The 26,034-nt window shown below is 71.6% G+C and carries 21 protein-coding genes; 18 read left to right on the top strand and 3 right to left on the bottom strand.

Annotated features, from left to right (window positions below; translation table 11 throughout):
• The first annotated feature begins 118 nt into the window (after positions 1-118).
• Positions 119-1,066 (top strand): LysR family transcriptional regulator, encoded by a 948-nt coding sequence (locus ACFZDL_RS37305; RefSeq protein ID WP_353595072.1) that lies wholly within the window; start codon positions 119-121, stop codon positions 1,064-1,066.
• A gap of 135 nt (positions 1,067-1,201) precedes the next feature.
• On the opposite strand, the gene ACFZDL_RS37300 is transcribed toward ACFZDL_RS37305, so the two are convergent.
• Together ACFZDL_RS37300 and ACFZDL_RS37295 are read right to left on the bottom strand one after the other, a co-directional pair.
• On the bottom strand, positions 1,202-1,423 hold the full coding sequence (locus ACFZDL_RS37300) for a hypothetical protein (RefSeq protein ID WP_353595073.1): 222 nt from the start codon (positions 1,421-1,423) through the stop codon (positions 1,202-1,204).
• A 507-nt stretch (positions 1,424-1,930) separates the two neighbouring features.
• Positions 1,931-2,755, bottom strand: a complete 825-nt coding sequence (locus ACFZDL_RS37295) for an NAD(P)-dependent oxidoreductase (protein WP_353595074.1) — start codon at positions 2,753-2,755, stop codon at positions 1,931-1,933.
• Between the two features lie 267 nt (positions 2,756-3,022).
• Between ACFZDL_RS37295 and ACFZDL_RS37290 the strand changes: the two genes are divergently transcribed.
• The 15 genes from ACFZDL_RS37290 (at position 3,023) to ACFZDL_RS37220 (ending at position 21,826) form a co-directional block, all read left to right on the top strand.
• Positions 3,023-3,985, top strand: a complete 963-nt coding sequence (locus ACFZDL_RS37290; RefSeq protein WP_353595075.1) for a 5-dehydro-4-deoxyglucarate dehydratase — start codon at positions 3,023-3,025, stop codon at positions 3,983-3,985.
• Between the two features lie 33 nt (positions 3,986-4,018).
• Positions 4,019-5,218, top strand: a complete 1,200-nt coding sequence (locus tag ACFZDL_RS37285) for a hypothetical protein (protein ID WP_353595076.1) — start codon at positions 4,019-4,021, stop codon at positions 5,216-5,218.
• A 155-nt stretch (positions 5,219-5,373) separates the two neighbouring features.
• Positions 5,374-6,051, top strand: a complete 678-nt coding sequence (locus ACFZDL_RS37280; RefSeq protein WP_353595077.1) for a GntR family transcriptional regulator — start codon at positions 5,374-5,376, stop codon at positions 6,049-6,051.
• A gap of 170 nt (positions 6,052-6,221) precedes the next feature.
• Positions 6,222-7,124 carry a dihydrodipicolinate synthase family protein gene (locus tag ACFZDL_RS37275; protein WP_353595078.1) on the top strand — a complete coding sequence of 301 codons (903 nt, stop codon included), beginning with the start codon at positions 6,222-6,224 and terminating at the stop codon, positions 7,122-7,124.
• On the top strand, positions 7,121-8,887 hold the full coding sequence (araD, locus tag ACFZDL_RS37270) for an L-arabinonate dehydratase (RefSeq protein ID WP_353595079.1): 1,767 nt from the start codon (positions 7,121-7,123) through the stop codon (positions 8,885-8,887). Before ACFZDL_RS37275 ends, araD begins: the two co-directional genes overlap by 4 nt.
• Positions 8,888-9,048: 161 nt before the next feature.
• Positions 9,049-9,975 carry a sugar ABC transporter permease gene (locus ACFZDL_RS37265; RefSeq protein WP_353595080.1) on the top strand — a complete coding sequence of 309 codons (927 nt, stop codon included), beginning with the start codon at positions 9,049-9,051 and terminating at the stop codon, positions 9,973-9,975.
• On the top strand, positions 9,972-10,871 hold the full coding sequence (locus ACFZDL_RS37260; RefSeq protein WP_353595081.1) for a carbohydrate ABC transporter permease: 900 nt from the start codon (positions 9,972-9,974) through the stop codon (positions 10,869-10,871). Before ACFZDL_RS37265 ends, ACFZDL_RS37260 begins: the two co-directional genes overlap by 4 nt.
• Positions 10,872-10,942: 71 nt before the next feature.
• Positions 10,943-12,334, top strand: a complete 1,392-nt coding sequence (locus tag ACFZDL_RS37255; RefSeq protein WP_353595082.1) for a pectate lyase — start codon at positions 10,943-10,945, stop codon at positions 12,332-12,334.
• A 10-nt stretch (positions 12,335-12,344) separates the two neighbouring features.
• Positions 12,345-13,529, top strand: a complete 1,185-nt coding sequence (locus ACFZDL_RS37250) for a Gfo/Idh/MocA family oxidoreductase (protein ID WP_353595083.1) — start codon at positions 12,345-12,347, stop codon at positions 13,527-13,529.
• Positions 13,526-14,407, top strand: coding sequence for a PmoA family protein (locus ACFZDL_RS37245; protein WP_353595084.1), 882 nt, complete (start codon positions 13,526-13,528; stop codon positions 14,405-14,407). Before ACFZDL_RS37250 ends, ACFZDL_RS37245 begins: the two co-directional genes overlap by 4 nt.
• 92 nt (positions 14,408-14,499) lie before the next feature.
• A complete protein-coding gene (locus tag ACFZDL_RS37240) occupies positions 14,500-16,050 on the top strand; it encodes a glycoside hydrolase 43 family protein (RefSeq protein WP_353595085.1) in 1,551 nt (516 codons plus the stop codon).
• Positions 16,051-16,211: 161 nt separating this feature from the next.
• Entirely contained in the window at positions 16,212-18,116 is a 1,905-nt protein-coding gene (locus ACFZDL_RS37235; RefSeq protein ID WP_353595170.1) for a pectinesterase family protein, read from the top strand.
• 36 nt (positions 18,117-18,152) lie between these two features.
• Positions 18,153-19,499, top strand: coding sequence for a sugar ABC transporter substrate-binding protein (locus tag ACFZDL_RS37230; protein ID WP_353595171.1), 1,347 nt, complete (start codon positions 18,153-18,155; stop codon positions 19,497-19,499).
• Positions 19,500-19,627: 128 nt separating this feature from the next.
• A complete protein-coding gene (locus tag ACFZDL_RS37225) occupies positions 19,628-20,452 on the top strand; it encodes a rhamnogalacturonan acetylesterase (RefSeq protein ID WP_353595086.1) in 825 nt (274 codons plus the stop codon).
• 66 nt (positions 20,453-20,518) lie between these two features.
• Complete coding sequence (locus tag ACFZDL_RS37220; RefSeq protein ID WP_353595087.1) at positions 20,519-21,826, top strand: pectate lyase; 1,308 nt, start codon at positions 20,519-20,521, stop codon at positions 21,824-21,826.
• A gap of 150 nt (positions 21,827-21,976) precedes the next feature.
• Here the strand turns inward: ACFZDL_RS37220 and ACFZDL_RS37215 are convergent, their stop codons facing one another.
• On the bottom strand, positions 21,977-22,855 hold the full coding sequence (locus ACFZDL_RS37215) for a class I SAM-dependent methyltransferase (protein ID WP_353595088.1): 879 nt from the start codon (positions 22,853-22,855) through the stop codon (positions 21,977-21,979).
• 319 nt (positions 22,856-23,174) lie between these two features.
• Between ACFZDL_RS37215 and ACFZDL_RS37210 the strand changes: the two genes are divergently transcribed.
• The gene (locus ACFZDL_RS37210; RefSeq protein ID WP_353595089.1) at positions 23,175-24,416 is read left to right on the top strand and encodes a right-handed parallel beta-helix repeat-containing protein; all 1,242 of its coding nucleotides are present in this window, start codon (positions 23,175-23,177) and stop codon (positions 24,414-24,416) included.
• A gap of 138 nt (positions 24,417-24,554) precedes the next feature.
• Complete coding sequence (locus tag ACFZDL_RS37205; protein WP_353595090.1) at positions 24,555-26,000, top strand: NCS2 family permease; 1,446 nt, start codon at positions 24,555-24,557, stop codon at positions 25,998-26,000.
• The last annotated feature ends 34 nt before the right edge of the window (positions 26,001-26,034 follow it).

The following is a 26,034-nucleotide window of genomic DNA, read 5'->3' as shown; positions in this document are numbered from 1 at the left end:
ATGTAACCGGCGGCGGCAAGTGACGGGCCAACAACCTGCTGCGCGAGACGACAACCGATGGTTGTCACCCATGGTGAGGAGGGCATACCTCTCCGTCTCGACCTTTAGGGTGAGAGCCATGGACCTCGATCTGGCGCAGGTACACGCCTTCGTTCTCGCCGCCGAGGAGTCGCACTTCGGACGGGCGGCCGCGGCGCTTTCGATCTCACAACAGGCGCTGTCCAAGCGGATCGCGCGCCTGGAGTCCGTACTGGGCACCGCCCTGTTCCGGCGCACCGGCCAGGGGGCGGAACTGACCCGCGCCGGCCACCGCTTCCTGGAACCGGCCCGGCAGACGCTGGCCGCCGCGGACCGGGCCGTGGCCGCGGCCCTGGACGAACACCGGCCACTGCGGGTCGATGTGTGGGGCCACCTCTACGCGCCGATGCGGACGCTGGCACAGGTGGCGGCGGGAAGCGACGCACCACCGCTGGAGCTCGGACACGGGCGTGATCTGCCGTCGGTGGCGGCGGCGCTGCTGCGCGGCGACATCGACGCCGCGTTCGGCCGCGTCCATCCACCGCTGCCCGCGGGGCTGACCCACCGTCTGGTGCGGCTGGAGCCGGTGGACGCCGTTCTCAGCGCGCACCATCCCCTGGCCGGTGAGCGCGCCCTGCGTCCCGGGCAACTGCGGGACAGCCTGCTGTGGACACCCGCGACGCTGGGCCGGCTCGACTTCCTGCGCCGATTCGCCGAGCGGTTCGGCATCCGCGACCATGCCGAGGGCACCAACCTGGGGCTGGACGGTTTCCTCGCCGACCTGGCCGCGGACCCGAGCCGCTTCTCGCTGATACCGGCCGACGTGCCGCTGCCCCGCGTTCCGGGAATCCGGTCCGTTCCGCTGGTCGACCCCACGCCGCTGTACGCCTGGTCGCTGCTGTGGTGCGGCAGCGGGCCCCCTCACCTGCCCACGCTGCTGAACGCCCTCGCGGCGGAGGCGGGGCGCAACCGCTGGCTGGAGTACGACCCGGCGCGGGACTGGCTGCCCGAACCTCACGAACCTCACACCGGGGAGGGGTGGGACTGAGCCGCCCGGGGCGCGCTGATCAGCGCCGGCCTGAGGTGATTGCACTGATCAGCGTCGGCCAGGGGTGATTGCACTGATCAGCGTCGGCCAGGGGTGATTGCACTGATCAGCGTCGGCCAGGGGTGATTGCGCTGATCAGCGCCGGTTGCGCGGGTGGTCGCGGGCGGTGCGCTCGTTGCCCCTGCGGTAGTTGCCGGTCCAGCGCGCCATCACCTCCTGCGGATCGCCCGCCTCGGCCTCGGCCAGGAACCGGGCCGCCCGGGAGCCGCGCAGGGTGGCGGCCGCCCTGCCGTGGTGGGTGATGACCACGCTGCCGTCGCCGCGCTGTCGGTAGCTGAAGCCGGACGGTGCGGGCATCGGGCGCGCTCCTTTCGGCCGCCGGAAGGGCCTCGACCGTACCGCCCGGGAGCCGTCGGGCGCGCATGGATTTCCGGCGCGCGCCCGGCACGCGCCCGTGTCCTGTGAACCCGGATCGGTTCAGCCGGTCGTGGGGGGACACGAGGGCTGCGCCGGTGCGGACGGCGCCGTTCGGGAGGCCGGGGAGGCGGGCATGGCGCGGGTCGCCGCGGCCGGCGGCGGGCCGGGTATCTCCGCGTGAGGGGCTGCCTGCGGTGTGCCCTGGTGGGCAGCGGCGGCTCCGCGCAGCTCGGCCAGGGCGGCGAGCCTGCGATCGAGGCCGTGGGGGCCGCCGGTCGTCCACGGTTTCCGTATCGGCCCGCACCGGACCGCCACCCACCGGACCGCCACCCACCGGGGCGGCCACGGCCGCGCGGACGGCCTGCCAGGCTGTGTCGTCGCCGAAGTCCCTACGGAGCAAGGGAGTTGACTCGGTTTCGATCATGCCGGGCAGGATAGGCGACGTGCTCAGTGCGGCCAGATGGGCGGGTTGGTGCAGAAGTGGCCGCCGAGGTAGGCGTGGTCGGGGTTGTCCGGGTCGAGTTCGCCCTGCTCGGCGATGAGCTTCGCGGCGTACGGCTCCGAGTCGTCCTGCGGCTCGTAGCCCAGGGCGCGGGCGGAGGCGAGGTCCCACCACAGGCGGGTGTTGGCCGAGCTGCCGTACACCACCGTGTAGCCGACGTCCTCCGCGGTGAGGGCGGCGTGGAGGAGGCGGGCGCCGTCGGCGGGGCTCATCCAGACCGACAGCATGCGGACCGACGTGGGCTCGGGGAAGCAGGAGCCGATGCGGATGGCGACGGTTTCGATGCCGTGCTTGTCCCAGTAGAAGGACGCCAGGTCCTCGCCGAAGGACTTGGACAGGCCGTAGAAGGTGTCCGGGCGGCGCGGGGTATCGATGGGGATGAGGGATTCGGCGGGCACGGGGGTGGTGGCCGGGCGGGGGGTGAAGCCGACGGCGTGGTTGCTGGAGGCGAAGACGATGCGGCGGATGCCCGCCTCGCGCGCCGCCTCGTAGAGGTTGTAGGTGCCCTCGATGTTGGCCCGCAGGATCTTCTCGAACGGGGCTTCCAGGGAGATGCCCGCGAGGTGGATGATCGCGTCGACCCCTTGTACGGCCTCCCGCAGCGCCTCCTTGTCGGCGAGGTCCGCGGTGATGGCGTCCGGCTCGCCCTCGATGGGCATGACGTCGAAGAGGCGCAGCCGGTATCCGTACGTCGCGGGAAGCAGCTCGCGCATCAGGGTGCCCATGCCGCCGGCGGCGCCGGTGAGGAGAACGGTGCGGGGAGCGGGCATGTGGGGATCTCCTCCATTAAGGATGGAAATTCATACATAGATGCCGTTCATGAACATGGACACGCTAGGGATGGCGGCGGGGGTGAGTCAAGAGCCGTGAGAGGGGGACGGGGGTGCGTCCCGCGCGGCCCCGCGTGCGTGCAGCCGCCTTGACCGGCGCGGGCGGGCTGCCCTACGGTGACTCTGTTCACGAATGTAGATGACGATCAGAAGCATGTACGCGCCGATGAGGTGATGGCACGTCGGCGCACAGGACAGGGAGAGCCCGTGACCTCAGCCTCACTCGCCGAGCGCCTCGACGGACTGCTGTTCTTCCCCGTGACCGCCTACGGGCCCGACGGCGCCCTGGACCTCGACGCGTACCGCGCGCATGTGCGCGGTGGGATCGAGGCGGGGGCGGCCGCCGTCTTCGCGTGCTGTGGCACCGGTGAGTTCCACGCGCTCACCCCCGAGGAGTTCCGCGCCGTCGCCGCCGCCGCCGTCGAGGTGGCCGACGGGCGGGTGCCGGTGATCGCCGGGGCGGGCTACGGCACCGCCCTCGCCATCCAGTACGCCAAGCTCGCCGAGGAGGCCGGGGCGGACGGGCTGCTGGCCATGCCGCCGTATCTGGTCGTCGCCGACCAGGAGGGGCTGCTGCGGCACTACACCGCGCTCGCGGGCGCGACCGGCCTCGAAGTCATCGTCTACCAGCGGGACAACGTCGTCTTCACCCCGCAGACCGTGGTCGAGCTCGCCAAGGTCCCCGGCATCATCGGGCTCAAGGACGGCCTCGGCGACCTGGACCTGCTGCAGCGCATCGTCAGCGCGGTGCGCGCCGACGACCCCGAGGGGAAGTTCCTCTACTTCAACGGGCTGCCCACCGCCGAGCTGACCGGGCTCGCCTACCGCGGCATCGGGGTGCTGCTCTACTCCTCCGCGGTCTTCTGCTTCGCGCCCGAGATCGCCCTCGCCTTCCACAAGGCCCTGACCACGGGCGACGACGCGACGGTCAACGCGCTGCTCGACGGCTTCTACCGGCCGCTGGTCGAGCTGCGCAACCAGGGGCGCGGCTACGCCGTCTCGCTGGTCAAGGCGGGGGTGCGGATGCGCGGCCTGGACGTCGGCGAGGTGCGCCCGCCGCTGTCGGAGCCCAGCCCCGCCCACGTCAAGGAGCTGGCCGAGCTGATCGAGCGCGGCCTGGCCCTGGTCCCCGGGGCCGACGCCGCTACCGTTGCCGACGACCGCGCCTGATGAGCGACTGACGACCCCTAGGGGGAAACCGCGTTGAAAGCCTCCGCCTTCGTCTACCCCTGGGACGTCGTCGGCGACCCCGGCGCCGCCCGCCGCATCGCCGACCTCGGGGTGCGGCAGGTCACCCTCGCCTCGGCCTACCACTCCACCCGCGCGCTGACCCCGCGCCACCCGCGCCACCGCATCGTCACCGCCCGGCACGCCGCCGTCCTCTACCCGCCGGACCCCGGCCGCTGGGCGGGCCGGCCGCTGCGCCCGTACGAGCAGTCCTGGGTGGACGGCGCCGACCCGTACGGCGCCGCGGCCGACGCCCTCGCCGACGCCGGGCTCGAGGTGCACTCCTGGGTGGTCCTCGCGCACAACTCCCGCATGGGCGACGAGCTTCCGCACACCTCCGTGCGCAACGCCTACGGCGACCGCTACCCCTGGGCACCCTGTATCGCCCGCCCCGAGGTGCGCGCGTACGTGGTCGACCTGGCCGCCGAGGCGGCGGCGCGCCCCGGCACCCGCGGCACCGAACTGGAGTCCTGCGGCTGGTACGGGGTCACCCACCTGCACGCGCACGACAAGATCGGCGGCGTGCCGCTCGGCGGCGCGGCCCAGTACCTGATGTCGGTGTGCTTCTGCGACAGCTGCCACGCGGGCTACGCCTCGCTCGGGGCCGACCCGGAGGAGCTGCGGCACGCGGTGCGGCGCGCCCTGCGGCCCATCTGGTCGGGGGAGGCGGCGCAGGGCGGCGGCGACCGGGCGGCCGAGTGGGCCGAGGTGGAGAAGCTGCTCGGCGCCGACCACGCCGCCACCTTCGCCACCTGGCGCGACCGGGTCGCGGCCGAACTGCAGCGGGACGCCGTCGCCGCCGTGAGGGAGGCGGCGAGCGGCGAGTTCCAGGTGCTGCTGCACGCCGACCCGGCGCCCCACCGCTTCGGTGCGAACGTCGGGGTGGACCCCGCGGGCATCCTCGCCCACGCCGACGGCGTCGTGCTGCCCTGCACCGGGAACGACGCGGCGCGGGCCGATGTGCTGACCCCCTTCGCCCCGCACACGACCGAACGCACCACCCTGGCGGCGAACTTCACCGTCGTCACCGGCATGGGCGGCAGCCCGGCCACGCTCGAGGCCGACGCCACTCACGCGGTCGGCCTCGGCGCGGACGAAATCCGCCTGTACCACGCCGGACTGGCCTCCGACGCGGACCTCGCCGCCGTACGCACCGCCCTCGAACGGCTCCCCTGAACTCCCACGAGCCTCCCTGGCGCTCCAGCAACTCACCAGCGCCGCCCCGGGATTTTTGTCAGAACCGTTGACGAACCCCCGGGGCGGCCCTAATTTCATCGCGTCGTACTTCGTACGTCATATATGAGACGCGATATGTGAGATCTGAGAGCCCTATGGACATTGCGCCGAGCCCGATCCCCTCCCGTACGCAGTACGTGCTGGAGGCGGTCAAGCACGCGATCCTCACCGGACAGCTGCGGCCCGGCCAGCCCCTCGTCGAGACGGAGCTGGCCGCCCAGTTCGGCGTGTCCAAGACCCCGGTGCGCGAAGCCCTCAAGACCCTCGCCGGCCGCGGGCTCGTCGTGATGAGCGAGTACAAGGGCGCGACCGTACGCACCGTCGACACCGCCATGGCCCACGCCGTCTACGACGTACGCCTGCTGCTGGAGCCCGAGGCGCTGCGCCGCACCGTCACCACGCGCGCCGACCTGGCCGGCGCGAGCGCCGCCCTGGAGCGCTCCGACGCCGCGGCCGACCAGGCCGACCGGTCGCTGGCCAACCGCGACTTCCACCGCGCGCTGTACCTGCCCTGCGGCAACCCGCTGCTGACCGGAATCCTCGACGAGCTGCGCGATCAGGCGGCCCTCGTCTCCGCGATCGCCTGGCAGGCCGTCCCGTCCTGGGAGCGGGAGGCGGACGAACACCGCGAGATCCTGGCCCGCGCGCTCGACGGCGACGCGGACGGCGCGGCCGCCGCCCTGTACGACCACATCGCCTCCTTCGTCCGGCGCGCCTTCCCGGAAGTCGCGCACGTCGCGGGAGTCCCCGAGGCCTCCGAGGCGGCCCCCTAGACCGCGTGGGCGCGTGCGATGAGGGGACGGTCCCGCACGCGCCCGCGCGCCTCACCCACACCAGCCACCGTCCCCGGCACCACAGGCCCAACCGGCCTAACAGACCCAACAGGCCCAACCGATACGGCCCGACCAGCCGTACCGGCCCGACCAGAAGGGACAGGCACCGTATGGACCACTCACCACTGAGGGCGGCGCTCGCGGACGTCGTGGCGATCCCGGTGACTCCGTACGACGCCGAGGGCGCCGTGGAACAGGACACCTACCGCGCCCTGCTGCGCCGGCTCCTGGACGGCGGCGTGCGGGCCGTCACCCCGAACGGCAACACCGGCGAGTTCTACGCCCTCACCCTCGCCGAGCGTCGGCTGGTCACCGAGCTGACCGTGGCGGAGACCGGCGACCGGGCCGCCGTCCTCGTCGGCGTCGGCCACGATGTGGCCACCGCGGTCGAGGCCGCCCGCCACGCCCACGAGGTGGGCGCCGGGATGGTGATGGTGCACCAGCCCGTGCACCCCTACGTCTCCCAGGACGGCTGGGTCGACTACCACCGCGCCATCGCCGAGGCCGTCCCCGAGCTCGGGGTGGTGCCGTATCTGCGCAATCCGCTGATCGAGGGGGCCGCCATCGCCCGGCTCGGCGAGGCCTGCCCCAACGTCATCGGCGTCAAGTACGCGGTCCCGGACGCCGCCCGCTTCGCCGCGGTGGCCCGCGACGCGGGGCTCGACCGGTTCGTGTGGGTGGCCGGGCTCGCCGAGCTGTACGCGCCCTCGTACTGGGCCGTCGGCGCCACCGGTTTCACCTCCGGACTGGTCAACGTCGCCCCGAAGGTCTCGCTCGACATGCTGGGCGCGCTGCGCGCCGGGGACTACGCGGGCGCCATGAAGGTGTGGGAGCAGATCCGGCCGTTCGAGGACCTGCGCGCCGCCCACCAGTCGGCCAACAACGTCAGCGTCGTCAAGGAAGCGCTTGCCGCGCTCGGTCTGTGCCGCCGCGACATCCGCCCGCCCAGCAGCGCGCTGGCCGAGCCGCAGCGCGCCGAGGTCGCCGCGCTCGTCCAGGGGTGGGCGATATGACGCCCGCGGCCCCCCAGCCCCCCGCGGCCACCCCCCGGAGATCGCCCGAGGAGCTGCGCAGCCACCAGTGGTACGGCACCGACGGCCTGCGCTCCTTCAGCCACCGGGCCCGCACCCGCCAGCTCGGCTACCTCCCCGAGGAGCACCTGGGCAAGCCGGTCATCGCGATCCTCAACACCTGGAGCGATATCAACCCCTGCCATGTGCATCTGCGGGACCGCGCCCAGGCGGTCAAGCGCGGGGTGTGGCAGGCGGGCGGATTCCCGCTGGAATTCCCGGTGTCGACGCTCTCGGAGACCTTCCAGAAGCCGACGCCCATGCTCTACCGCAATCTGCTCGCCATGGAGACCGAGGAGCTGCTGCGCTCCTACCCGGTGGACGGCGCGGTCCTCATGGGCGGCTGCGACAAGAGCACCCCCGCGCTGCTGATGGGGGCCGCCACCGCCGATCTGCCGGCCGTCTTCGTGCCGGCCGGGCCGATGCTGCCGGGCCACTGGCGCAACGAGGTCCTGGGCTCGGGCACCGACATGTGGAAGTACTGGGACGACAAGCGGGCCGGGCTCATCGGCGACTGCGAGATGTCCGAGCTGGAGAGCGGCCTCGCCCGCTCGCCCGGCCACTGCATGACCATGGGCACCGCCTCGACGCTGACGGCCGCCGCCGAGGCGCTGGGCGTCACCGTCCCCGGCGCCTCCTCCATCCCGGCCGTCGACTCCGGACACGAGCGGATGGCCGCGGCCTCGGGGCTGCGCATCGTCGAACTGGTCTGGCAGGACCTCAAGCTCTCCAAGATCCTCACCCGTGAGGCGTACGAGGACGCGGTCGCCACCGTCCTCGCGCTCGGCGGCTCCACCAACGCCGTGATCCATCTGATCGCCATGGCCGGGCGGTCAGGGGTGCGGCTCACCCTGGACGACTTCGACCGGATCGCCCGCACCGTCCCGGTGCTGGCCGACCTCCGCCCCGGCGGCCGCTATCTGATGGAGGACTTCCACTTCGCGGGCGGCCTGCCCGGCTTCCTGGTCCGATTGGCTCAGCTGAAGGACACCCTGCACCTGGACCGCCCCACCGTCGCCCACGCCACCTTACGCGAACAGCTCGAGGGCACCCTGGTCCACAACCCCGAGGTCATCCGCCCGCTGGACAACCCGCGGGCGAGCGAGGGCGGAGTGGCGGTGCTGCGCGGCAATCTGTGCCCCGACGGCGCGGTCATCAAGCACATCGCCTGCGAGCAGCGCCTGCTCAAACACACCGGCCCCGCCGTCGTCTTCGACGACTACAAGACGATGCAGGCCACCATCAACGACCCGGCCCTCGGCATCACCGAGGACAGCGTGCTGGTGCTGCGCAACGCCGGCCCGCTCGGCGGCCCCGGCATGCCCGAGTACGGCATGCTGCCGATCCCCGACCACCTCCTCAAGAAGGGGGTGCGGGACATGGTCCGCATCTCCGACGCGCGGATGAGCGGGACCAGTTACGGCGCCTGTGTGCTGCACATCGCGCCCGAGTCATACGTCGGCGGGCCGCTCGCCCTCGTCCACACCGGCGATCTGATCACCCTCGACGTCCAGGCGCGCACGCTGCGCCTGGAGGTCGACGACGCCGAGCTGGAGCGGCGCCGGGCGGGATGGACGCCGCCCCCGCCCCGCTACGCCCGCGGGTACGGCGCGCTCTACCAGGAACAGATGACCCAGGCCGACACCGGCTGCGACTTCCGCTTCCTCGCCGCCCCCGGCGCGGACCCCGAGCCGTACGCGGGCTGACGCCCCCCTGAACAACCCCCCTGAACAACCCCCCTGAACAACCCCCTGAGTAACCCCTCTGAACAGCCATTTCCCCCCGGCTTTTTTGCACGGGATATCGAACGACATTCGGTAAGCGCTTCACCCGCCCGACCGCGCACCCTGAGAACGGAGTAGCAGTCATGGCCGACGCCGTGGCGAAACCACCCCGGGTCACCCGGCGCCGTACCAAAGGCTCCGCCCGTCGCCTCCCCTATCTGCTGATCGCCCCCGCGGGGCTGCTGATGGTGGGCTTCATCGCCTATCCGATGCTCAGCGTCCTGTACTACAGCCTGCAGAACTACAACGTCACCAAGCCCTGGCGGAACGGCTTCGCGGGCCTGGACAACTTCACCAAGATCTTCACCGACGACCCGCAGTTCTGGGACACCCTCGCCTTCAGCGGCAAATGGGTCGTCACCGAGGTGCTGCTGCAACTGGTCCTCGGACTCGCGCTCGCCCTGCTGGTCAACCAGACCTTCATCGGCCGCGGCATCGCCCGCGCCCTGGTCTTCTCGCCCTGGGCGGTGTCCGGGGTGCTGACCACCACCATCTGGATGCTGCTCTACAACCCGTCCACCGGCATCAGCCGCTATCTGGCGGACGCGGGGATCGGCAGCTACGGAACCTCGGTGCTCTCCGACACCGGCACCGTCTTCTGGGCGGCCGTGCTGGCCGAACTGTGGCGCGGCGTCCCGTTCTTCGCCATCCTCATCCTGGCCGATCTGCAGTCCATCCCGAAGGACCTGTACGAGGCGGCCTCGGTCGACGGCGCGGGGCGGGCGCGGCAGTTCTTCCACATCACCCTGCCGCACCTGAAGGACGCGATCATCCTCTCCACGCTGCTGCGCGGGGTGTGGGAGTTCAACAACGTCGACCTGCTCTACACCCTCACCGGCGGCGGCCCGGCCGGGCAGACCACCACCCTCCCGCTGTACGTCGCCAACACCGGCATCGACGGACACGACTTCGGCTACGCCTCCGCGCTGACCACCGTCGCCTTCGTGATCCTTCTCTTCTGCTCGATTCTCTATCTGCGCCTGAGCAAGTTCGGAGGCGACACCAAGTGACCACCGCACTCGCGGAGAAGGGCCTCGCCCCCGCCACCGCCGCCCTTCCGGACGCAGATCGCGGCAGGAAGCGCGGGCGCGGGATCGACCAGGGCGTACCGCGCTGGCAGATCTATCTGCCGCTGGCCCTCTATCTGCTGTTCACCCTGATCCCGTTCTACTGGATGCTGCTGTTCGCCCTGCGCCCGGCCGGCTCCACCTCGCTGGTGCCCTGGCCGATGACCGGCGAGCACTTCGCCAAGGTCTGGAACGAGCGCAGCTTCGGGGTCTTCTTCCAGAACAGCATGATCGTCGGAGTCTCCTCGCTGGTGATGACCACGGCGGTCGCCCTGGCCGGCGGCTATGCCCTGGCGCGCTTCGACTTCACGATCAAAAAAGGGTTCATGCTGGCGCTGCTGGCCTCGCAGTTCATCCCCGGCGCGCTGATGCTGGTCCCGCTCTTCGAGATCTTCAAGAACCTGCAGATGATCAACTCCCTGGGGAGCGTGGTCATCGCGGAGACGGTCTTCCAGCTGCCGCTGTCCATGATCCTGATCAGCGGCTTCATCAAGAACGTGCCGGTGTCCCTGGAGGAACAGGCCTGGGTGGACGGCTGCGGACGCTTCCGCGCCTTCTGCGCGGTGGTGCTGCCGCTGCTGCGGCCGGGGCTGATCGCGGTGGGCTCGTTCGCCTTCGTGCACAGCTGGAACCACTTCCTGTTCGCCCTGATGTTCCTCAGCTCCCAGGACAAACAGACCATCCCGGTCGGCCTCAACACGCTGATCGGGGCGGACAGCGTCGACCTGGGCGCCCTGGCGGCGGGCGGAGTGATCGCCGCCGTTCCCGTCGTCATCGTGTTCGCCTTCATCCAGAAGTGGCTGATCACCGGCTTCAGCGCGGGGGCGGTCAAGGGCTAGGCCGGCACGCCGCCGCCCGGCCGGGCGGCGGCTGACCGGAGCACATCTCTCGCGGACAAGGAGGTCCGAAGATGGCGCACCCCCAGGGACGGGGCGTTCCAGCGACAGCGCGCGCGAAGCGCACGGGGTGGACCCGGCTCGGCACGACGGCCCTCGCGGCGGTCGCGCCGGCCGCCGTGCTGATCGCGCTGGCCCTGCCGGCCGGGGCGCAGGCCGGGGCACCTTCGCCCGGTGGCGATCCCGGCCGCGACCTCGGGCGCGAGGTGCTCGGGGCGGACGACGGGTGGGCGGCGGAGGGCGCCGGGACCACCGGCGGGGCCGCGGCCGACGACGCGCACGTGTTCACCGTACGGACCCGGGCGCAGCTGGCCGCCGCGCTGGACGGCGGCAGCCCCGTACCGAAGATCATCTACGTCCGGGGAACCATCGACGCCAACACCGACGCCCAGGGGCGCCCGCTGAGCTGCGCGGACTACGCCACCGACGGCTACACCACGAAGAAGTACCTCGCCGCCTACGACCCCCGCACCTGGGGCGGCCACAAGCCCTCCGGCCCGCAGGAGGAGGCCCGCGCCGCCTCCGCCGCGCGCCAGGCCGAGCGGGTCGAACTGGCCGTCGGCTCCAACACCACCCTCGTCGGCGCCGGCCGGGACGCCGTCCTGAAGGGCGCGAGCCTCCAGGTCAAGGACGCCTCCAACGTCATCGTCCGCAACCTCGAACTGCGCGACGCCCACGACTGCTTCCCCGTCTGGCAGCCCAACACCGGCGGCCTCGGCGACTGGAAGACCGCGTACGACAACATCTGGCTGCGCGGCGCGAGCCACGTCTGGGTCGACCACGTGACCATCAGCGACAAGGGACACCCCGACGCCGCCGAGCCCACCTACTTCGGCCGCAACTACCTGCGCCACGACGGGCTGCTGGACATCACGAACGGCTCGGACCTGGTGACCGTCTCCTGGAGCCGGTTCGCCGACCACGACAAGGCCATGCTCATCGGCAACGGCGACAACGTCACCACAGACCGCGGCAGACTGCGGGTCACCCTCCACCACAACAGCTTCACGGGCGTCGTCCAGCGCGCCCCGCGGGTCCGCTTCGGCCAGGTCCACCTCTACAACAACGCCTACGACATCCCCGAGGGCACCGACTACCGCTACTCGTGGGGCGTGTCCACCGAGTCACGGATCTACGCCGAGAACAACGCGTTCACCACCCCCGGCCACGTCGAGGCCGCCGACCTGGTCAAGAGCTGGAACGGCAGCGCCCTGCACCAGAGCGGAGCCGAGTTCAACGGCTACCCCGTCGACCTGCTGGCCATCCACAACTCCTACAACTCCGGCAGCGAACGCGACCTGGAACCCGACGTGGGCTGGACCCCCGCCCTGCACGGCCGGATCGACGGCGCAGCGAAGGCGGCCCAGGACGTGGCGCGCGGCGCGGGCGCCGGACGGATCGGCTGAGATGGCGACCATGGAACCCACACCCCTCGTACTCGCCGGGGCCCGGGGCCACGGCCGCTGGCACCTGGAGAACATCCGGCGGCTCACCGCCCAGGGCCTGGTCCGGCTCGCCGGAGTCTGCGAACTCACCCCCCTGACCGCCGAAGAGCTCGGCGACGGCCTCGGCACCCCCGAACAGTCCGCCGACCTCGCCGACCTGGTGACCCGTACGGGCGCCCGGATCGCCGTCATCTGCACCCCCATCCACACCCACGCCGACCTCGCCCTCGCCGCCGCCGGCCGCGGCGCCCACCTGCTGCTGGAGAAGCCCCCCACGCCCTCCTACGCCGAGTTCACCCGCATGACCGAGGGCCTGGACAGACTCGGCACCGCCTGTCAGATCGGCTTCCAGTCGCTCGGCTCCCACGCGCTGACCGCGATCCGGAAACTCATCTCCGACGGCGCCATCGGAGAGGTCACCGGCATCGGCGCGGCCGGCGCCTGGGCCCGCGACGAGGACTACTACACCCGCGCCCCCTGGGCCGGACACCGCTCCCTCGACGGCCGCGACGTCATCGACGGCGTGCTCACCAACCCCCTCGCCCACGCCGTCGCCACCGCCCTGCGCATCGACGGCGCCGACCGCGCCGAGGACATCACCTCCATCGAACTGGAGCTGTTCCGGGCCAACGACATCGAGTCCGACGACACCTCCTGCGTACGGCTGCGCACCGCCCGCGCAGCCCGCTCAGGCACCGGCACTGTCACCGTCGCCGCCACGCTCTGTGCCGAACAGCCCGGCGAGCCGTACGTCCTGATCCACGGCGACCGCGGCCGGATCACCTTCTGGTACAAGCTCGACCGGGTGCTCCTGGAGCGCCCCGGACACGAGCCCGAGACCACCGACCACCCCAGGACCGACCTCCTGGAGAACCTGGCCGCGCATCTGCGCGACGGCACGGAACTGCTCGTCCCCCCACAGCGCACCGGCGCGTTCATGCGCGTCGTCGAAGCCATCCGCACCGCCCCCGATCCGGTCCGGCTCCCCGCCGACGCCTGGCGCACCCAGCCGGGCGTCGGCGCGGCGCCCTCGGCGAAACGCCGCGTCGTACCGGGCATCGACCACCTGGTCGCCGCCGGCGCGGAACGCCTCGCCCTCTACTCGGAACTGCGCGCCCCCTGGGCCGCACCCCCCGCGGAGGTCCCCCACACATGAACCGTTCCCTGACCAACCGGCCCCCCTGCACCGTCCTGCGCTGCGACGGACGCCCCGTCGGCACCTACACCCACCGCCCGCAGCTGCCCCGCACCCTCTCACCCCGCCCGTATCTGCACCCCGTACGGACGCTGGCGGGCATCACCGTCACCGAGTCGCGCCCCGCCGACCACCCGCACCACCTGGGCGTCGGCGTGGCCGTCCCGGACGTGGCCGGGCGCAACTTCTGGGGCGGCCGCACCTATGTGCGCGGCCAGGGCCCCACCGAACTGGACAACCACGGCTCACAGCGCCACCTGGGCTGGCTGCTGCGCGACCCGGACGGCTTCGTGGAGGAGCTGTCGTGGGTCGCGGGCGGACGGCAGCTCCTGCTGGAGCGGCGCACGGTCGCGGTGCGCGCCCTCTCCCACGGAGCCGACGGTTGTTGGGCGCTCGACTTCACCACCGCCCTCACCAATGTGACGGGGGAGACCGTCACCATCGGCAGCCCCGCCACCAACGGCCGCCCCGGCGCGGGCTACGGCGGCTTCTTCTGGCGCGCGCCGCGCCGCAGTGAGCCGCCGCGGGTCTTCAGCGCGGACGGCGAGGGCGAGGCCGCGGTGCACGGGCGGCCCTCGGACTGGCTGGCGCTCGCGGCCGAGGACTGGACGCTGGTGTTCGCCGGGGCCACCGGCGACACCCGCGCCGACCCATGGTTCGTCCGCACCGGCGACTACCCGGGCGTCGGCTCGGCCCTCGCCTGGGACCGCCGGCTGGCCATCGCCCCCGCCGGCACCGTCACCCGGCGCATCGTCACCGCGGTCGCCGACGGCCGTCTGGACCGCGAGGCGGCGGCCCGTATCGGGGCGCAGCTGTCCGACAAGGGAGCCACCGTATGAGCGGACGAGCACGCGGCCGCCGGGCCGCGGACGGCGGCGACAGCGGCACCTCTGCGCCGCGTGTGCGGAGAAGCGAAGAAGGGAGGCACAGCATGACCTGGGCCGTGAGCGGGCCGGTGTGGCGGGCCGACCAGGGCGACGGCACGTACCACAACCCCGTGCTGAACGCCGACTGGTCGGACCCGGACGCGATCCGGGTCGGCGACGACTACTACCTCACCGCCTCCAGCTTCGGCCGCGCCCCCGGTCTGCCGATCCTGCACTCCCGGGACCTGGTCAACTGGCGGCTGATCGGACACGCCCTGGAACGCCTCGAACCCGAGGAGGCCTTCGCCGCCCCACGCCACGACTGCGGGGTGTGGGCACCCAGCCTCCGCCACCACGACGGCCGCTTCTGGATCTTCTGGGGCGACCCCGACGCCGGCGTCTTCCAGATCAACGCCCCCGAGCCGCGGGGCCCGTGGACCAGGCCGCACCTGCTCAAGGCGGGCAAGGGCCTGATCGACCCCTGCCCGCTGTGGGACGAGGACGGCTCGGCCTACCTGGTCCACGCCTGGGCCAAGTCCCGCGCCGGAGTCAAGAACCGGCTCACCGGCCACCGGATGAGCCCCGATGGCACGGCCCTGCTGGACGAGGGCACGCTGATCGTCGACGCGGACGCCATCCCCGGCTGGTTCACCCTCGAAGGGCCCAAGCTCTACCGGCGGGACGGCTGGTTCTGGATCCTCGCCCCGGCGGGGAGCGTGGAGACCGGCTGGCAGGGCGCGCTGCGCTCGCGGGACTTCTTCGGCCCGTACGAACACCGCACCGTCCTGGCCCAGGGCCGCACCGACGTCAACGGCCCGCACCAGGGCGCATGGGTGGACACCCCGGCGGGCGAGGACTGGTTCCTCCACTTCCAGCAGCGCGGCGCGTACGGGCGGGTGGTGCACCTCCAGCCCATGGAGTGGGCCGAGGACGGCTGGCCCGTGATGGGCGACCGCGGCGAGCCCGTCGCCTCGTACCGCAAACCCAAGGCGGAGCCGCAGCCCCCCGAGGCCCCGGCGACCGACGACGGCTTCCCGGGCGGGCGGTTCGGCCGCCAGTGGTCGTGGACGGCCAACCCGGCGCCCGGCTGGACCTGCGCCCACGCCGGCGACGGCCTGCGGCTGACCTGCCACCGCACCGCCGACGCACACGACCTGCGGCGGCTGCCGAACGTCCTGGTGCAGCGGCTGCCCGCGGAGGAGTTCACGGTGACGGTCGAGCTGTCCCTGCACAGCGAGGTACCGGGCGCCAAGGCGGGGCTCGCGGTCCTGGGCGACGCGTTCGGCTGGATCGGCCTGGAACGGACGGCGGACGGGACCCGCCTCGTCCACCGCTTCGCCGACGTCGCCACCGAACGCGAACGGGACGCCGAACCCCCGCGCGAGGCCCCCGACGGACGAGCGCTGCTACGGATCGACGTCTCCCGCGGCGCCCGCTGCCGCTTCCTGACCGACACAGGAGACGGCAACGGCTGGCACCCCTCCGGCCCGGTCTTCGCCGCCACCCCCTGGCGCTGGGTCGGCGCCCTCCTGGGCCTCTTCGCCACAGCGCCCAAGGGCCAGGGAACACCGGGCCACGCCGAATTCAAAAACTTCCACACGGAGGCAGCCTCATGACCCGGTTGTGGGCAATCGTTCCGCAGAGGGGGCACCTCCCAGCGGTAGCTGGGGGAGGAACGGGTGGGCACAACCCCACCCGCAGACGGCCACGGCCCGCACCAGCGACGGCGCGACCCGTTAGGGCCACCGTCGCACTGCTGGCCACACTCCTGACACTACTGACCGCGTTCCAAGCCCCCACAGCACAAGCCCAACCACAAACCCCGACCAAAACCTGGTCAGACAAACCAGACGGCTTCGCCGCGCTCGCAGGCGGCACAACAGGCGGCGCCGGCGGCAAAGTAGTAACGGTCCGCACCCAGCAAGACCTCACCACGTACGCCTCCGCCCCCGACCCGTACATCATCCGCATCGCGGGCTCGATCGACGTGGCCCCCTTCGGCTCCGACATCGTCGTCGCGTCGAACAAGACCCTCATCGGCGTCGGCACCACCGGGGAGATCGTCCACGGCGAGCTCCACCTCAACCCCGGCACCCACAACGTCATCATCCGGAACCTCACCATCCGGGACAGCTATGTCGAGGGCGACTGGGACGGCAAGACCCAGGACTTCGACGCCATCCAGATGGACACCGTCCACCACGTGTGGATCGACCACAACACGCTCACGCACATGGGCGATGGACTGCTCGACATCCGCAAGGACAGCGACTACATCACGGTCTCCTGGAACGTCTTCAAGAACCACAACAAGGCGTTCGGCCTCGGCTGGACCGACAACGTGACCACGAACATCACCGTGCACCACAACTGGTTCACCGGCATCAAGCAGCGCAGCCCGTCCATCGACAACGCCGCCCACGCCCACCTCTACAACAACTACCTGTCCGCCCAGTACCGGGACGAGGACCCGGTGTGGACGTACGGCAACTGGTCGCGCGGCCGGACGAAGATGGTCATCGAGAACAGCTACTACGACAAAATACGCAACCCCTACCAGGCCGATGAGACCGCCGAGCTGGTCCAGCGCGGCAGCATCGCCCGCGACACCACGGGCCGCCACGACACCCGGGGCGACGCCTTCGACCCGCGCGACTTCTACCCCTACCGGCTGGACCCCGCGGCCGCCGTGCCCGCCCTGGTGAAGAGGTTCTCCGGCCCGCAGAGCCGGCTCGGCACGGACACCGTGCTGCGTGTGGCGGCGGACGGCTCGGGCGACTTCCGTACCGTCCAGGCCGCTGTCAACGCCGTCCCGTCGGGCAACGACGGACGGATCACGATCGCCATCGCGCCCGGCACCTACCGCGAGCAGGTCCGCGTCCCGGCCGACAAGCCGCTCCTCACCTTCCTGGGGACCGGGCGGGACCGCGGCGACACCGTCATCGTCCACGACACCCCCGCCGAGTACGGCGGCTCCACCGGCAGCGCCACCGTTCTGATCGCCGCGAGCGATGTGTCGGCCCGCCACCTCACCTTCGTCAACGACTTCGACGAGGCCGCCCACGACCTGAAGGGCGAGCAGGCGCTGGCCATGAAGACGACCGGTGACCGGATCGTCCTCACGGACACGGCCTTCAAGGGCAACCAGGACACCCTGATGACCGACAGCCCCAAGCTGACCACCGTCAGCCGGGTCTACCTCCGTGACTCGTACATCGAGGGGGACGTCGACTTCATCTACGGGCGCGCCACCACCGTCATCGAGCGCTCCACCATCAAGGCGCTCAGCCGCGGCAGCGACAGCAACAACGGTTACATCACCGCCGCGAGCACCTGGAAGGGCAATCCGTACGGATTCCTCATCACCCGGAGCCGGATCGTCAGCGACGCGCCCGACCAGACCTTCCACCTCGGCCGCCCCTGGCACCCCGGCGGCGAGCCGGACGCCATCGCCCAGGTGCTGATCCGCGACACCTGGCTGCCTGCCGCGATCAAGTCCGCCCCGTGGACGGACATGAGCGGATTCCCTTGGCAGGAAGCCCGTTTCAGCGAGTACCGCAACACCGGACCGGGGGCCGCCCCGTCCGCCGACCGACCGCGGATGACGGACGCCGACGCCGCGGACCACGAGGTGGCCGACTACCTCGCGGGCAGCGACGGCTGGGCACCCCAGACTCACTAGGAGATGCGCACGATGAGAAAGAACCCGATACCAGCGATGTCCCGCGGGGCCGGCAGGAGCGGCGGTGCCGTGCGCGGCGCCGCGGCCGTGGCCGTGACGCTCGCCCTCGCCCTGTCCGCCACCGCGTGCGGGGACGACGGGTCGAACTCCGGGTCGGAAGGGTCCGGCAAGGGCAAGATCGTCTTCTGGGACAACAACGGCGGTCCGCGGACCGCGATCTGGAAGCAGATCATCGCCAAGTTCGAGAAGAAGTACCCGGACATCGAGGTCGAGTACGTGCCGATCCCGATCGCCGATGTCCAGTCGAAGTACGACACGGCCATCCAGGGCGGCGGCGACAGCCTGCCCGACGTGGGCGGCGTGGGCACGGCGTACCTGGCCAACCTCGTCGCCCAGGACGCCCTGGAGCCGGTCACCGACCGCATCCAGGACAGCCCGCTGGGCGGCAAGCTGGTCAAGAACATGGTGGAGAGCGTCCGCGCGGCCGGCGGCGGCGACAAGGAGATGTTCTCCGTCCCGACCTCCGCCAACCAGGGCACCCTCTGGTACCGGACCGACCTTTTCAAGGCGAAGAACCTGCCCGCGCCCACCAGCTGGGACAACTTCTACAAAGCCGCTGACGAGCTGACCGACAAGGACAAGAACAGGTTCGGCTTCACCTTGCGCGGCGGGGCCGGGTCCATCGCCCAGGCGATGGAGATGATGTACGCCCAGTCCGGGATCGACACCTTCTGGGACGGTGAGAAGACCACCCTCAACGACCCCAAGAACGTGGCGGCGCTGGAGAAGTACGTCGGCCTCTACAAGAAGGTCACCCCGGCCGCCGACCTGAACAACGACTTCACCAAGATGGTCGCCCAGTTCGACCAGGGCGACATCGGCATGCTGCAGCACAACCTCGGCAGCTACACCGACCATGTGAAGGCGTTCGGCAAGGACAAGATCGCCGGTGTGCCGATGCCGCCGTCCGCCGAGGGGCAGCCGCGCACCATCGTCTCCAACCCGGTCGACGGCCTCGGCCTGTTCAAGGCGAGCAAGAACAAGGCGGCGGCCTGGAAGTTCATCGAGTTCGCGGCCTCCGCGGAGATGAACAGCCTCTGGAACGAGGACGTCGGCGCCATCCCGGCCAATGTCGACGCCGCGAACGACGCCTGGATCCAGCAGGCCCCGCCGACCAAGGCGGCGCTGCAGTCGCTCAGCGACCCGCAGACCAAGGTGGTGCAGCTGCCGTACTACCTGCCGGACTGGAACACCATCAGCAAGGCGGACAACGAGCCGAACTTCCAGAAGGTGCTGCTCGGCAAGATGACCGCCAAGGAGTTCTGCGACAAGGTCGCCAAGGAGCTCAACGCGGCCCAGGCGGACTGGAAAGAGCACAACTGAGGCGCGTCGGCGTCGCGGGCCGGCCGCCGTACACCGGCGGCCGGCCCACCCCTCGCCCCCCAACCCCGTGAACGCGTGCACCCGTGAACCCCTGACCCCGTGACCCGGACGAAAGGCATCCGCACGCCATGTCACTCTCCCGCAGACACGCGGCCGTGTCGCTCGCCGCCGTCCCGCTCGCCCTTGCCGCGCCCGGCACCGCCCAGGCCCGCTCCGGCGGGCGCGGCAAGCCCCGCGCCGGGGTGACCGTCTACCTCGCGGGCGACTCCACCGCCGCTACGAAGGCCGCCTCGGCGGCCCCGGAGACCGGCTGGGGGATGGCCCTGCCCTTCTTCCTCGCCGACCGGCTGAGGGTCGCCAACCACGCCGTCAACGGCCGCAGCTCCAAGAGCTTCTACGACGAGGGGCGGCTGGGGGCGATCCTGGCCGCCATCCGGCCCGGCGACTTCCTGTTCGTCCAGTTCGGCCACAACGACGAGAAGACCGACGACCCGGCCCGCGGCACCGATCCGGCCACCACCTATCCGCAGTATCTGCGGCTGTATCTGAAGGGGGCGCGCGACCGCGGCGCCCGGCCGGTCCTGCTGACCTCCGTCGAGCGCCGCAGGTTCGACGCGATGGGCACCGCTCAGCCCACGCACGGCGCCTACCCCGACGCGGTGCGCTCCCTCGCCCGGGCCGAAGGGGTGCCGCTGATCGACGTACAGGCGTCGAGCATCGCCCTGTGGCAGCGGCTCGGGCCCGAGGCCACCAAGGGCTGCTTCAACTGGCTCGACCCGGGTGAGTGGCCCAACTACCCCGACGGCAGGCAGGACAACACCCACTTCCAGCCGCACGGCGCGATCGAGGTGGCCCGCCTGGTGGCGCGCGAGCTCAAGGCCAGGGGCGTGCTGGCCCCGTCCGATCTGCGGCGCCTGGGCGAGGCGATCCCGGACAGCTGGATCACCTGGTAGCGGCCCGCGCCCTCCTGCCCGTCCCTTCCCCGTACGCCCCATACACCCCGCAAGGAGCCCGCCAACATGCGCACTCCCAGATGTCATGCCCGCGTCGCCTCACTCGCCTCGGCGCTCTGCTGCGCCTCCCTCGTGCTGGCCGCCGCCCCCGCCACGGCGGCCCCCTCGGCGCCCGTACGCGACACTCTCCCGGCGGGCGACGGCTGGGCCTCCGCCGAGGGCGGGACCACCGGCGGCGCCAGCGCCGACAAGGCCCACACCTTCACCGTCACCAACCGGGCCCAGCTCGCCAAGGCGCTGGACGGCTCCGACGGCAGCCCGCGGACCATCTACGTCAACGGCACCATCGACGCCAACACCGACACCGCCGGCAAGCCGCTGAGCTGCGCCGACTACGCCACCGACGGCTACGCCCTGGACGCCTACCTCGCCGCGTACGACCCGGCCACCTGGGGCGACGCCCAGCCGTCCGGCCCACAGGAGGACGCCCGCGCCGCCTCCGCCGCGCTGCAGGCGAAGCGCGTCAAGCTGGCCGTCCCCTCCAACACCACCATCGTCGGCGTCGGCCGGAACGCCCGGCTGCTGGGCGCCAGCCTCCAGGTCACCGGCGTGGACAACGTGGTCGTCCGCAACCTCACCTTCGAGGACGCCTTCGACTGCTTCCCCGCCTGGGACCCGACCGACGGAGCGGACGGCGCCTGGAACTCCGAGTACGACAACCTCGTCGTCCACGGCTCCACCCACGTCTGGGTCGACCACAACACCTTCACCGACGGCCGCCGCCCCGACAGCGCCCAGCCCCGCTACTTCGGCCAGCTCTACCAGCAGCACGACGGCGAACTCGACGTGGTGCGCGGCGCCGACCTCGTCACCGCCTCCTGGAACCTCTTCGCCGACCACGACAAGACGCTGATGATCGGCAACAGCGACAGCGCGGGCGCCACCGACCGCGGCAAGCTCCGCGTCACCCTCCACCACAACGTCTTCAAGAACATCGTCGAACGCGCCCCGCGGGTCCGCTTCGGCAAGGTCGACGTCTACAACAACCACTACATCGCCCCCGCCGACGGCTACGCCTACAGCTGGGGCGTCGGCGTCGAGTCCCAGCTCCACGCCGAGGCCAACGCCTTCACCCTGCCCGGCGCGGTCGACCCCGCCAAGGTCATCAAGAAGTGGAAGGGCACCGCGCTCACCGAGAAGAACAACTACGTGGGCGGCAAGCCGGTCGGCCTCCTCGCCGCCCACAACGCGGGCGTCCCCGACGAGCAGCTGGGCGACGACGCGGGCTGGACGCCGACGCTGCGCACCCGCGTCGACGCGCCGCGCGCGGTGCCCGGCATCGTCGACGGACGCGCGGGCGCGGGCCGCCTCTGACAGTCGCCACCCCCCAAGCGGGGAGGCCGGGCGTCACCTGGCCCCGCCCGGCCTCCCCTCCTCCCTGCACCGGCATTCGGGTTTGCGGTGAACACGGGACACGGACACGCCGACGCCACGGCGTGTCCGTGTCCCGTGTTCACCGCGAAGTCACTGGTGTCGGGGGCGGGTCGCGGCGCGCACGACGTGTGCCGTCGAGCGGCGTGGGCGCTCGCCCGGGGGCCGGGCGGTGTGCTCGTCGGCGTAGCGGGCCAGCAGCCGGACCGCGTCCAGGTCCTCCAGCGCGGCGAAGCCCGTCTCCCGCAGGTCCGCCGCCAGCTCCTCGGGTGCGAAGTAGCTCAGGAAGGGCTCGCCGAGCGCGGCCACGCGCGCCGCGCGGGCGCGGTGGGCGGCGCGGGCGTGCGGCGTCATGGCGCTCGGCGGCTCGCTGTAGTCGAAGACCGCCTCCGCACCGCCGGGCAGGCCCGCGATGTACCCGAGCGTGCCGAACACCGCGTCGCGGGTCAGATACGGCACCACGCCCAGCCAGCTGAAGAACGTCGGCCGCGCCGGGTCGAAGCCGGCCGCCGCCAGGCCCTCGCCCAGGCTCTCCCGTTCGAAGTCGACCGGCGCGAAGGTCAGCGACGGCGGCAGCGGGATGCCGGCGCCGGACAGGCGCTCGCGCTTCCACTCCTGGGTGGCCGGGTGGTCCACCTCGAAGACCGCCAGACCGGCCGCCTCGTGCGGATTGCGGTAGGCGAGGGTGTCGAGACCGGCGCCCAGGACCACGAGTTGGCGCGTGCCGCGCTCCACGGCGGCGGCCAGATGGTCCTCGGCGAAGCGCGAGCGGGCGGCGATGAACAGGCGGATGCCCCGGCGCTCCGGCGCGGTGCGGGTGGCGTCGAGCTCGCCGAGCAGTCCGTCGGCGTCCGCGCCCAGCAGGCGGACGGCCAGCGGATCGCGGAACAGTTGGCCGTGGTCCAGTGTCTGGTGGGCCGCGCGGAGCGCGGCGGCCCGCCGGGCGGTGCGGCTGGGGCTGCGCGGCTGCATCTCGGGCCTCCCGGGCCTCGGCCGGATGAAATAGTTGCCTGAGGCTATCAGGTTCCGAAGTCTCGTACGCCGGCGCCGCGCCAGGGGCTCCGCGATCCGTCCTGTGCGCGGCCTGACCGTCCCTGACCGGTGAGGAGGCTACTCCGAACACGAAATGATCAAGGTTTGCCCCGGCCACTCGTGCGACCATCCCGATTTCGTAATCTAAGAATTCGCGAGTGCGCGGCAACCTAAGCTGGGGTTGGCGGCAACTACGGCTTGGAATGGGTCGGACCAGGATCCCCCGGCCCATTCCCTCGACGCAGAACAGGAGTTGCCAATGGGGCTGAGGCGCAAGCGCGGTCGCCACCGCCGCCGGAAGGACCGTACGCTGCCGCTGGGCAGCGCCGTCATCGTGGCGTCGGCCGTGGCGGGCGTCTATCTGACGGCGGCGCCCGAGGGCGCGAGCGCCGTGGCGTCGACCGTGTATGTGTCCCCCCAGGGCGACGACGGGGACTCCGGCTCGCTCGAATCCCCGTACCGCACGCTGGAGAAGGCCTTCTCGGTCGCGAAGGCCGGCACCGTCATCGAGGTGCGCGGCGGCACCTACTACCCCGCCCGGACCCTCAGCAGCTCCGTCGACGGCACCGCCCGGGACCGCGTCGAGCTGCGGCCGTACCGCGCCGAGCAGGTCCGGGTCGACGGCTCGCGGCTCTCGTCCGGCTCCTCGCTGCTCTCGCTCCGCGCCGACTACTGGACCGTCTCGGGCATCGAATTCCGCAACGCCCCCGGCGGCGGCCTGGTCTGCACCTCCTGTACCCGCACCGTCTTCGCCAACCTCTCCACCCATGGCAACGGCGACACCGGGCTCACCCTGCGCGGCAAGGGCAGCGACAACAACGTCATCCGCAACCTGGACTCGTACGACAACCACGACGACGCCACCGGCGGCAAGCAGGCGGACGGCATAGCCATCACCCACGGCTCCGGCGGCGGCAATGTGATCACCGGAGTCCGCGCGTTCAACAACAGCGACGACGGCGTGGACCTGTGGAGATGGGCCGGCCCGGTCACCATCGAGCACACATGGGCCTTCGGAAACGGCGAGAACCGCTGGCACATCCGCGACTTCCGGGGCGACGGCAGCGGCTTCCAGCTCGGCGGCGACGCCCCCGCCCCCTCGCCCGCCCATGTCGTACGGAACTCCGCCGCCTGGGACAACACCCAGTACGGTTTCTCGGCCAACGGCAACAGCGGAGCGATCCGCGTCCGGCGCACCACGGCGTACGGCAACCAGGCCGCCGGCTACTCCTTCCCCAGCTCCCGCGCCCGCCTCGAGCGCAACCTCGCCGTCTCCAACGGCGACGCCAACGCCGACGCGGGCCCGGAGGCCGTCTCCCGGGGCAACAACTGGAGCCCCGGGCGGGGCAGCGGCTGGCGCGCCGGAGGCGCGGCCACCCCGCCCTTCGTCACCACCGACCCCGTCACGGCCCTCGGCGCCCGGCGGCAGGACGGCTCACTGCCCGTCACCAGCTTCCTGGTGGTGGCCGACGGCACCGAGATCGGATCGACGATGGAGTGACGCCCGTCGCGGCGCCCACCGCACCGCGCCGCGCGGCCAGTTGATCTCGTAACACGGCGAAAACCTGAGCGGTCCGCGTAGTGGGCACAATCCAGTCACCCCGCACGCGTCTGTTTCACGCTTAAGGAGCGCCACGACATGGCACGACAGGTGACCGACAAGGCACCGACCCCCACCGCGCCGTCCCGCACCGCACTTGACCGGTTCTTCCGGATATCCGAGCGGGGTTCGACCCTCGGCCGGGAGGTCCGGGGCGGGTTCGCCACCTTCTTCACGATGGCCTACATCCTCGTGCTGAACCCGATCATCCTGGGCAAGGCGGAGGACAAGTTCCATGCCCATCTCGACGGTGCGCAGCTGGTCACCGCGACCGCCCTGGTCGCCTGTGTGATGACGGTCCTCATGGGCGTCGGCGGCAATCTGCCGCTCGCGCTGGCCGCCGGCCTGGGGCTCAACGCGGTCGTCGCGTACCAGATCGCCCCGCAGATGAGCTGGCCCGACGCCATGGGCCTGGTGGTCCTGGAGGGCCTGATCATCTGTGTGCTGGTGGGCACCGGGCTGCGCGAGGCGGTGATGAACGCGATCCCGCAGCCGCTGAAGCAGGCGATCAGCGTGGGCATCGGCCTGTTCATCGCCTTCATCGGCTTCATCGACGCGGGCTTCGCCACCCGCATCCCGGGCATCGAGGGTTCGGTGCCGGTCCAGCTCGGCGCGACCGGGCGGCTGACCGGCTGGCCGGTGCTCGTCTTCTGCCTCGGGGTGCTGCTGACCATCGCCCTGATGGTGCGCAAGGTCAAGGGCGCGATCCTGATCAGCATCGTCGCCTCGACCGTGGTCGCGGTCATCATCAACGAGGTCGCCGACATCAAGCCGCAGGCGTGGGGGCTGACCGTGCCCTCCTTCCCGGACAAGGTCGTCGACACCCCGGACTTCGGCCTGATCGGCTCCTTCAGCCTGTTCGGGGCGTTCGAGCAGGTCGGCGTGGTCACCATCGTCCTGCTGATCTTCACCCTGATCCTGTCCGACTTCTTCGACACCATGGGCACGGTCGTCGGCGTGAGCAACGAGGCCGGGCTGCTGGACGAGAACGGCAAGGTGCCCAACCTGGGCCGGGTGCTGCTGATCGACGGGGTCGCGGCGGCCGCGGGCGGCGCGGCGTCCGCCTCGTCCAACACCAGCTACATCGAGTCGGCGGCCGGGGTCGGCGAGGGGGCGCGCACCGGCTTCGCCAGCGTGGTCACCGGCGCGCTGTTCGGGCTCGCCCTCTTCCTGACCCCGCTGGCGACCATGGTGCCCGCCCAGGCCGCCACCCCGGCGCTGATCGCTGTGGGATTCCTGCTGATGAGCCAGGTGCGGCACATCGAGTGGGAGCGCTACGACATCGCCATCCCGGCGTTCCTCACCATCGTCGTGATGCCGTTCACCTACTCCATCACCAACGGCATCGGCGCCGGGTTCATCGCGTACGTGCTCATCAAGGCGGTCCTCGGCAAGGCGCGCGAGGTGCACTGGCTGCTGTGGGGAACGGCGGCGCTGTTCGTCCTCTACTTCGGGATCGACCCGATCGAGCAGCTGCTCACCTGAGCCTGGGCCTGGGCCTGGGCCTGGGCCTGGGCCT

This window comes from Streptomyces sp. NPDC007917 (assembly GCF_042959105.1).
GTDB lineage: Bacteria > Actinomycetota > Actinomycetes > Streptomycetales > Streptomycetaceae > Streptomyces.
The sequence above is the reverse complement of the archived record's forward strand: the minus strand, read 5'-3'. Positions and strand labels throughout refer to the sequence as shown.

Bases quoted from the DNA above. Each gene is read 5' to 3' on its own strand.
- ACFZDL_RS37305 (WP_353595072.1), top strand. From the start codon at position 119: ATGGACCTCGATCTGGCGCAGGTACACGCCTTCGTTCTCGCCGCCGAG.
- ACFZDL_RS37300 (WP_353595073.1), bottom strand. From the start codon at position 1,423: ATGCCCGCACCGTCCGGCTTCAGCTACCGACAGCGCGGCGACGGCAGC.
- ACFZDL_RS37295 (WP_353595074.1), bottom strand. From the start codon at position 2,755: ATGCCCGCTCCCCGCACCGTTCTCCTCACCGGCGCCGCCGGCGGCATG.
- ACFZDL_RS37280 (WP_353595077.1), top strand. From the start codon at position 5,374: ATGGACATTGCGCCGAGCCCGATCCCCTCCCGTACGCAGTACGTGCTG.
- ACFZDL_RS37275 (WP_353595078.1), top strand. From the start codon at position 6,222: ATGGACCACTCACCACTGAGGGCGGCGCTCGCGGACGTCGTGGCGATC.
- araD (WP_353595079.1), top strand. From the start codon at position 7,121: ATGACGCCCGCGGCCCCCCAGCCCCCCGCGGCCACCCCCCGGAGATCG.
- ACFZDL_RS37265 (WP_353595080.1), top strand. From the start codon at position 9,049: ATGGCCGACGCCGTGGCGAAACCACCCCGGGTCACCCGGCGCCGTACC.
- ACFZDL_RS37255 (WP_353595082.1), top strand. From the start codon at position 10,943: ATGGCGCACCCCCAGGGACGGGGCGTTCCAGCGACAGCGCGCGCGAAG.
- ACFZDL_RS37250 (WP_353595083.1), top strand. From the start codon at position 12,345: ATGGAACCCACACCCCTCGTACTCGCCGGGGCCCGGGGCCACGGCCGC.
- ACFZDL_RS37245 (WP_353595084.1), top strand. From the start codon at position 13,526: ATGAACCGTTCCCTGACCAACCGGCCCCCCTGCACCGTCCTGCGCTGC.
- ACFZDL_RS37240 (WP_353595085.1), top strand. From the start codon at position 14,500: ATGACCTGGGCCGTGAGCGGGCCGGTGTGGCGGGCCGACCAGGGCGAC.
- ACFZDL_RS37230 (WP_353595171.1), top strand. From the start codon at position 18,153: ATGTCCCGCGGGGCCGGCAGGAGCGGCGGTGCCGTGCGCGGCGCCGCG.
- ACFZDL_RS37225 (WP_353595086.1), top strand. From the start codon at position 19,628: ATGTCACTCTCCCGCAGACACGCGGCCGTGTCGCTCGCCGCCGTCCCG.
- ACFZDL_RS37220 (WP_353595087.1), top strand. From the start codon at position 20,519: ATGCGCACTCCCAGATGTCATGCCCGCGTCGCCTCACTCGCCTCGGCG.
- ACFZDL_RS37215 (WP_353595088.1), bottom strand. From the start codon at position 22,855: ATGCAGCCGCGCAGCCCCAGCCGCACCGCCCGGCGGGCCGCCGCGCTC.
- ACFZDL_RS37210 (WP_353595089.1), top strand. From the start codon at position 23,175: ATGGGGCTGAGGCGCAAGCGCGGTCGCCACCGCCGCCGGAAGGACCGT.
- ACFZDL_RS37205 (WP_353595090.1), top strand. From the start codon at position 24,555: ATGGCACGACAGGTGACCGACAAGGCACCGACCCCCACCGCGCCGTCC.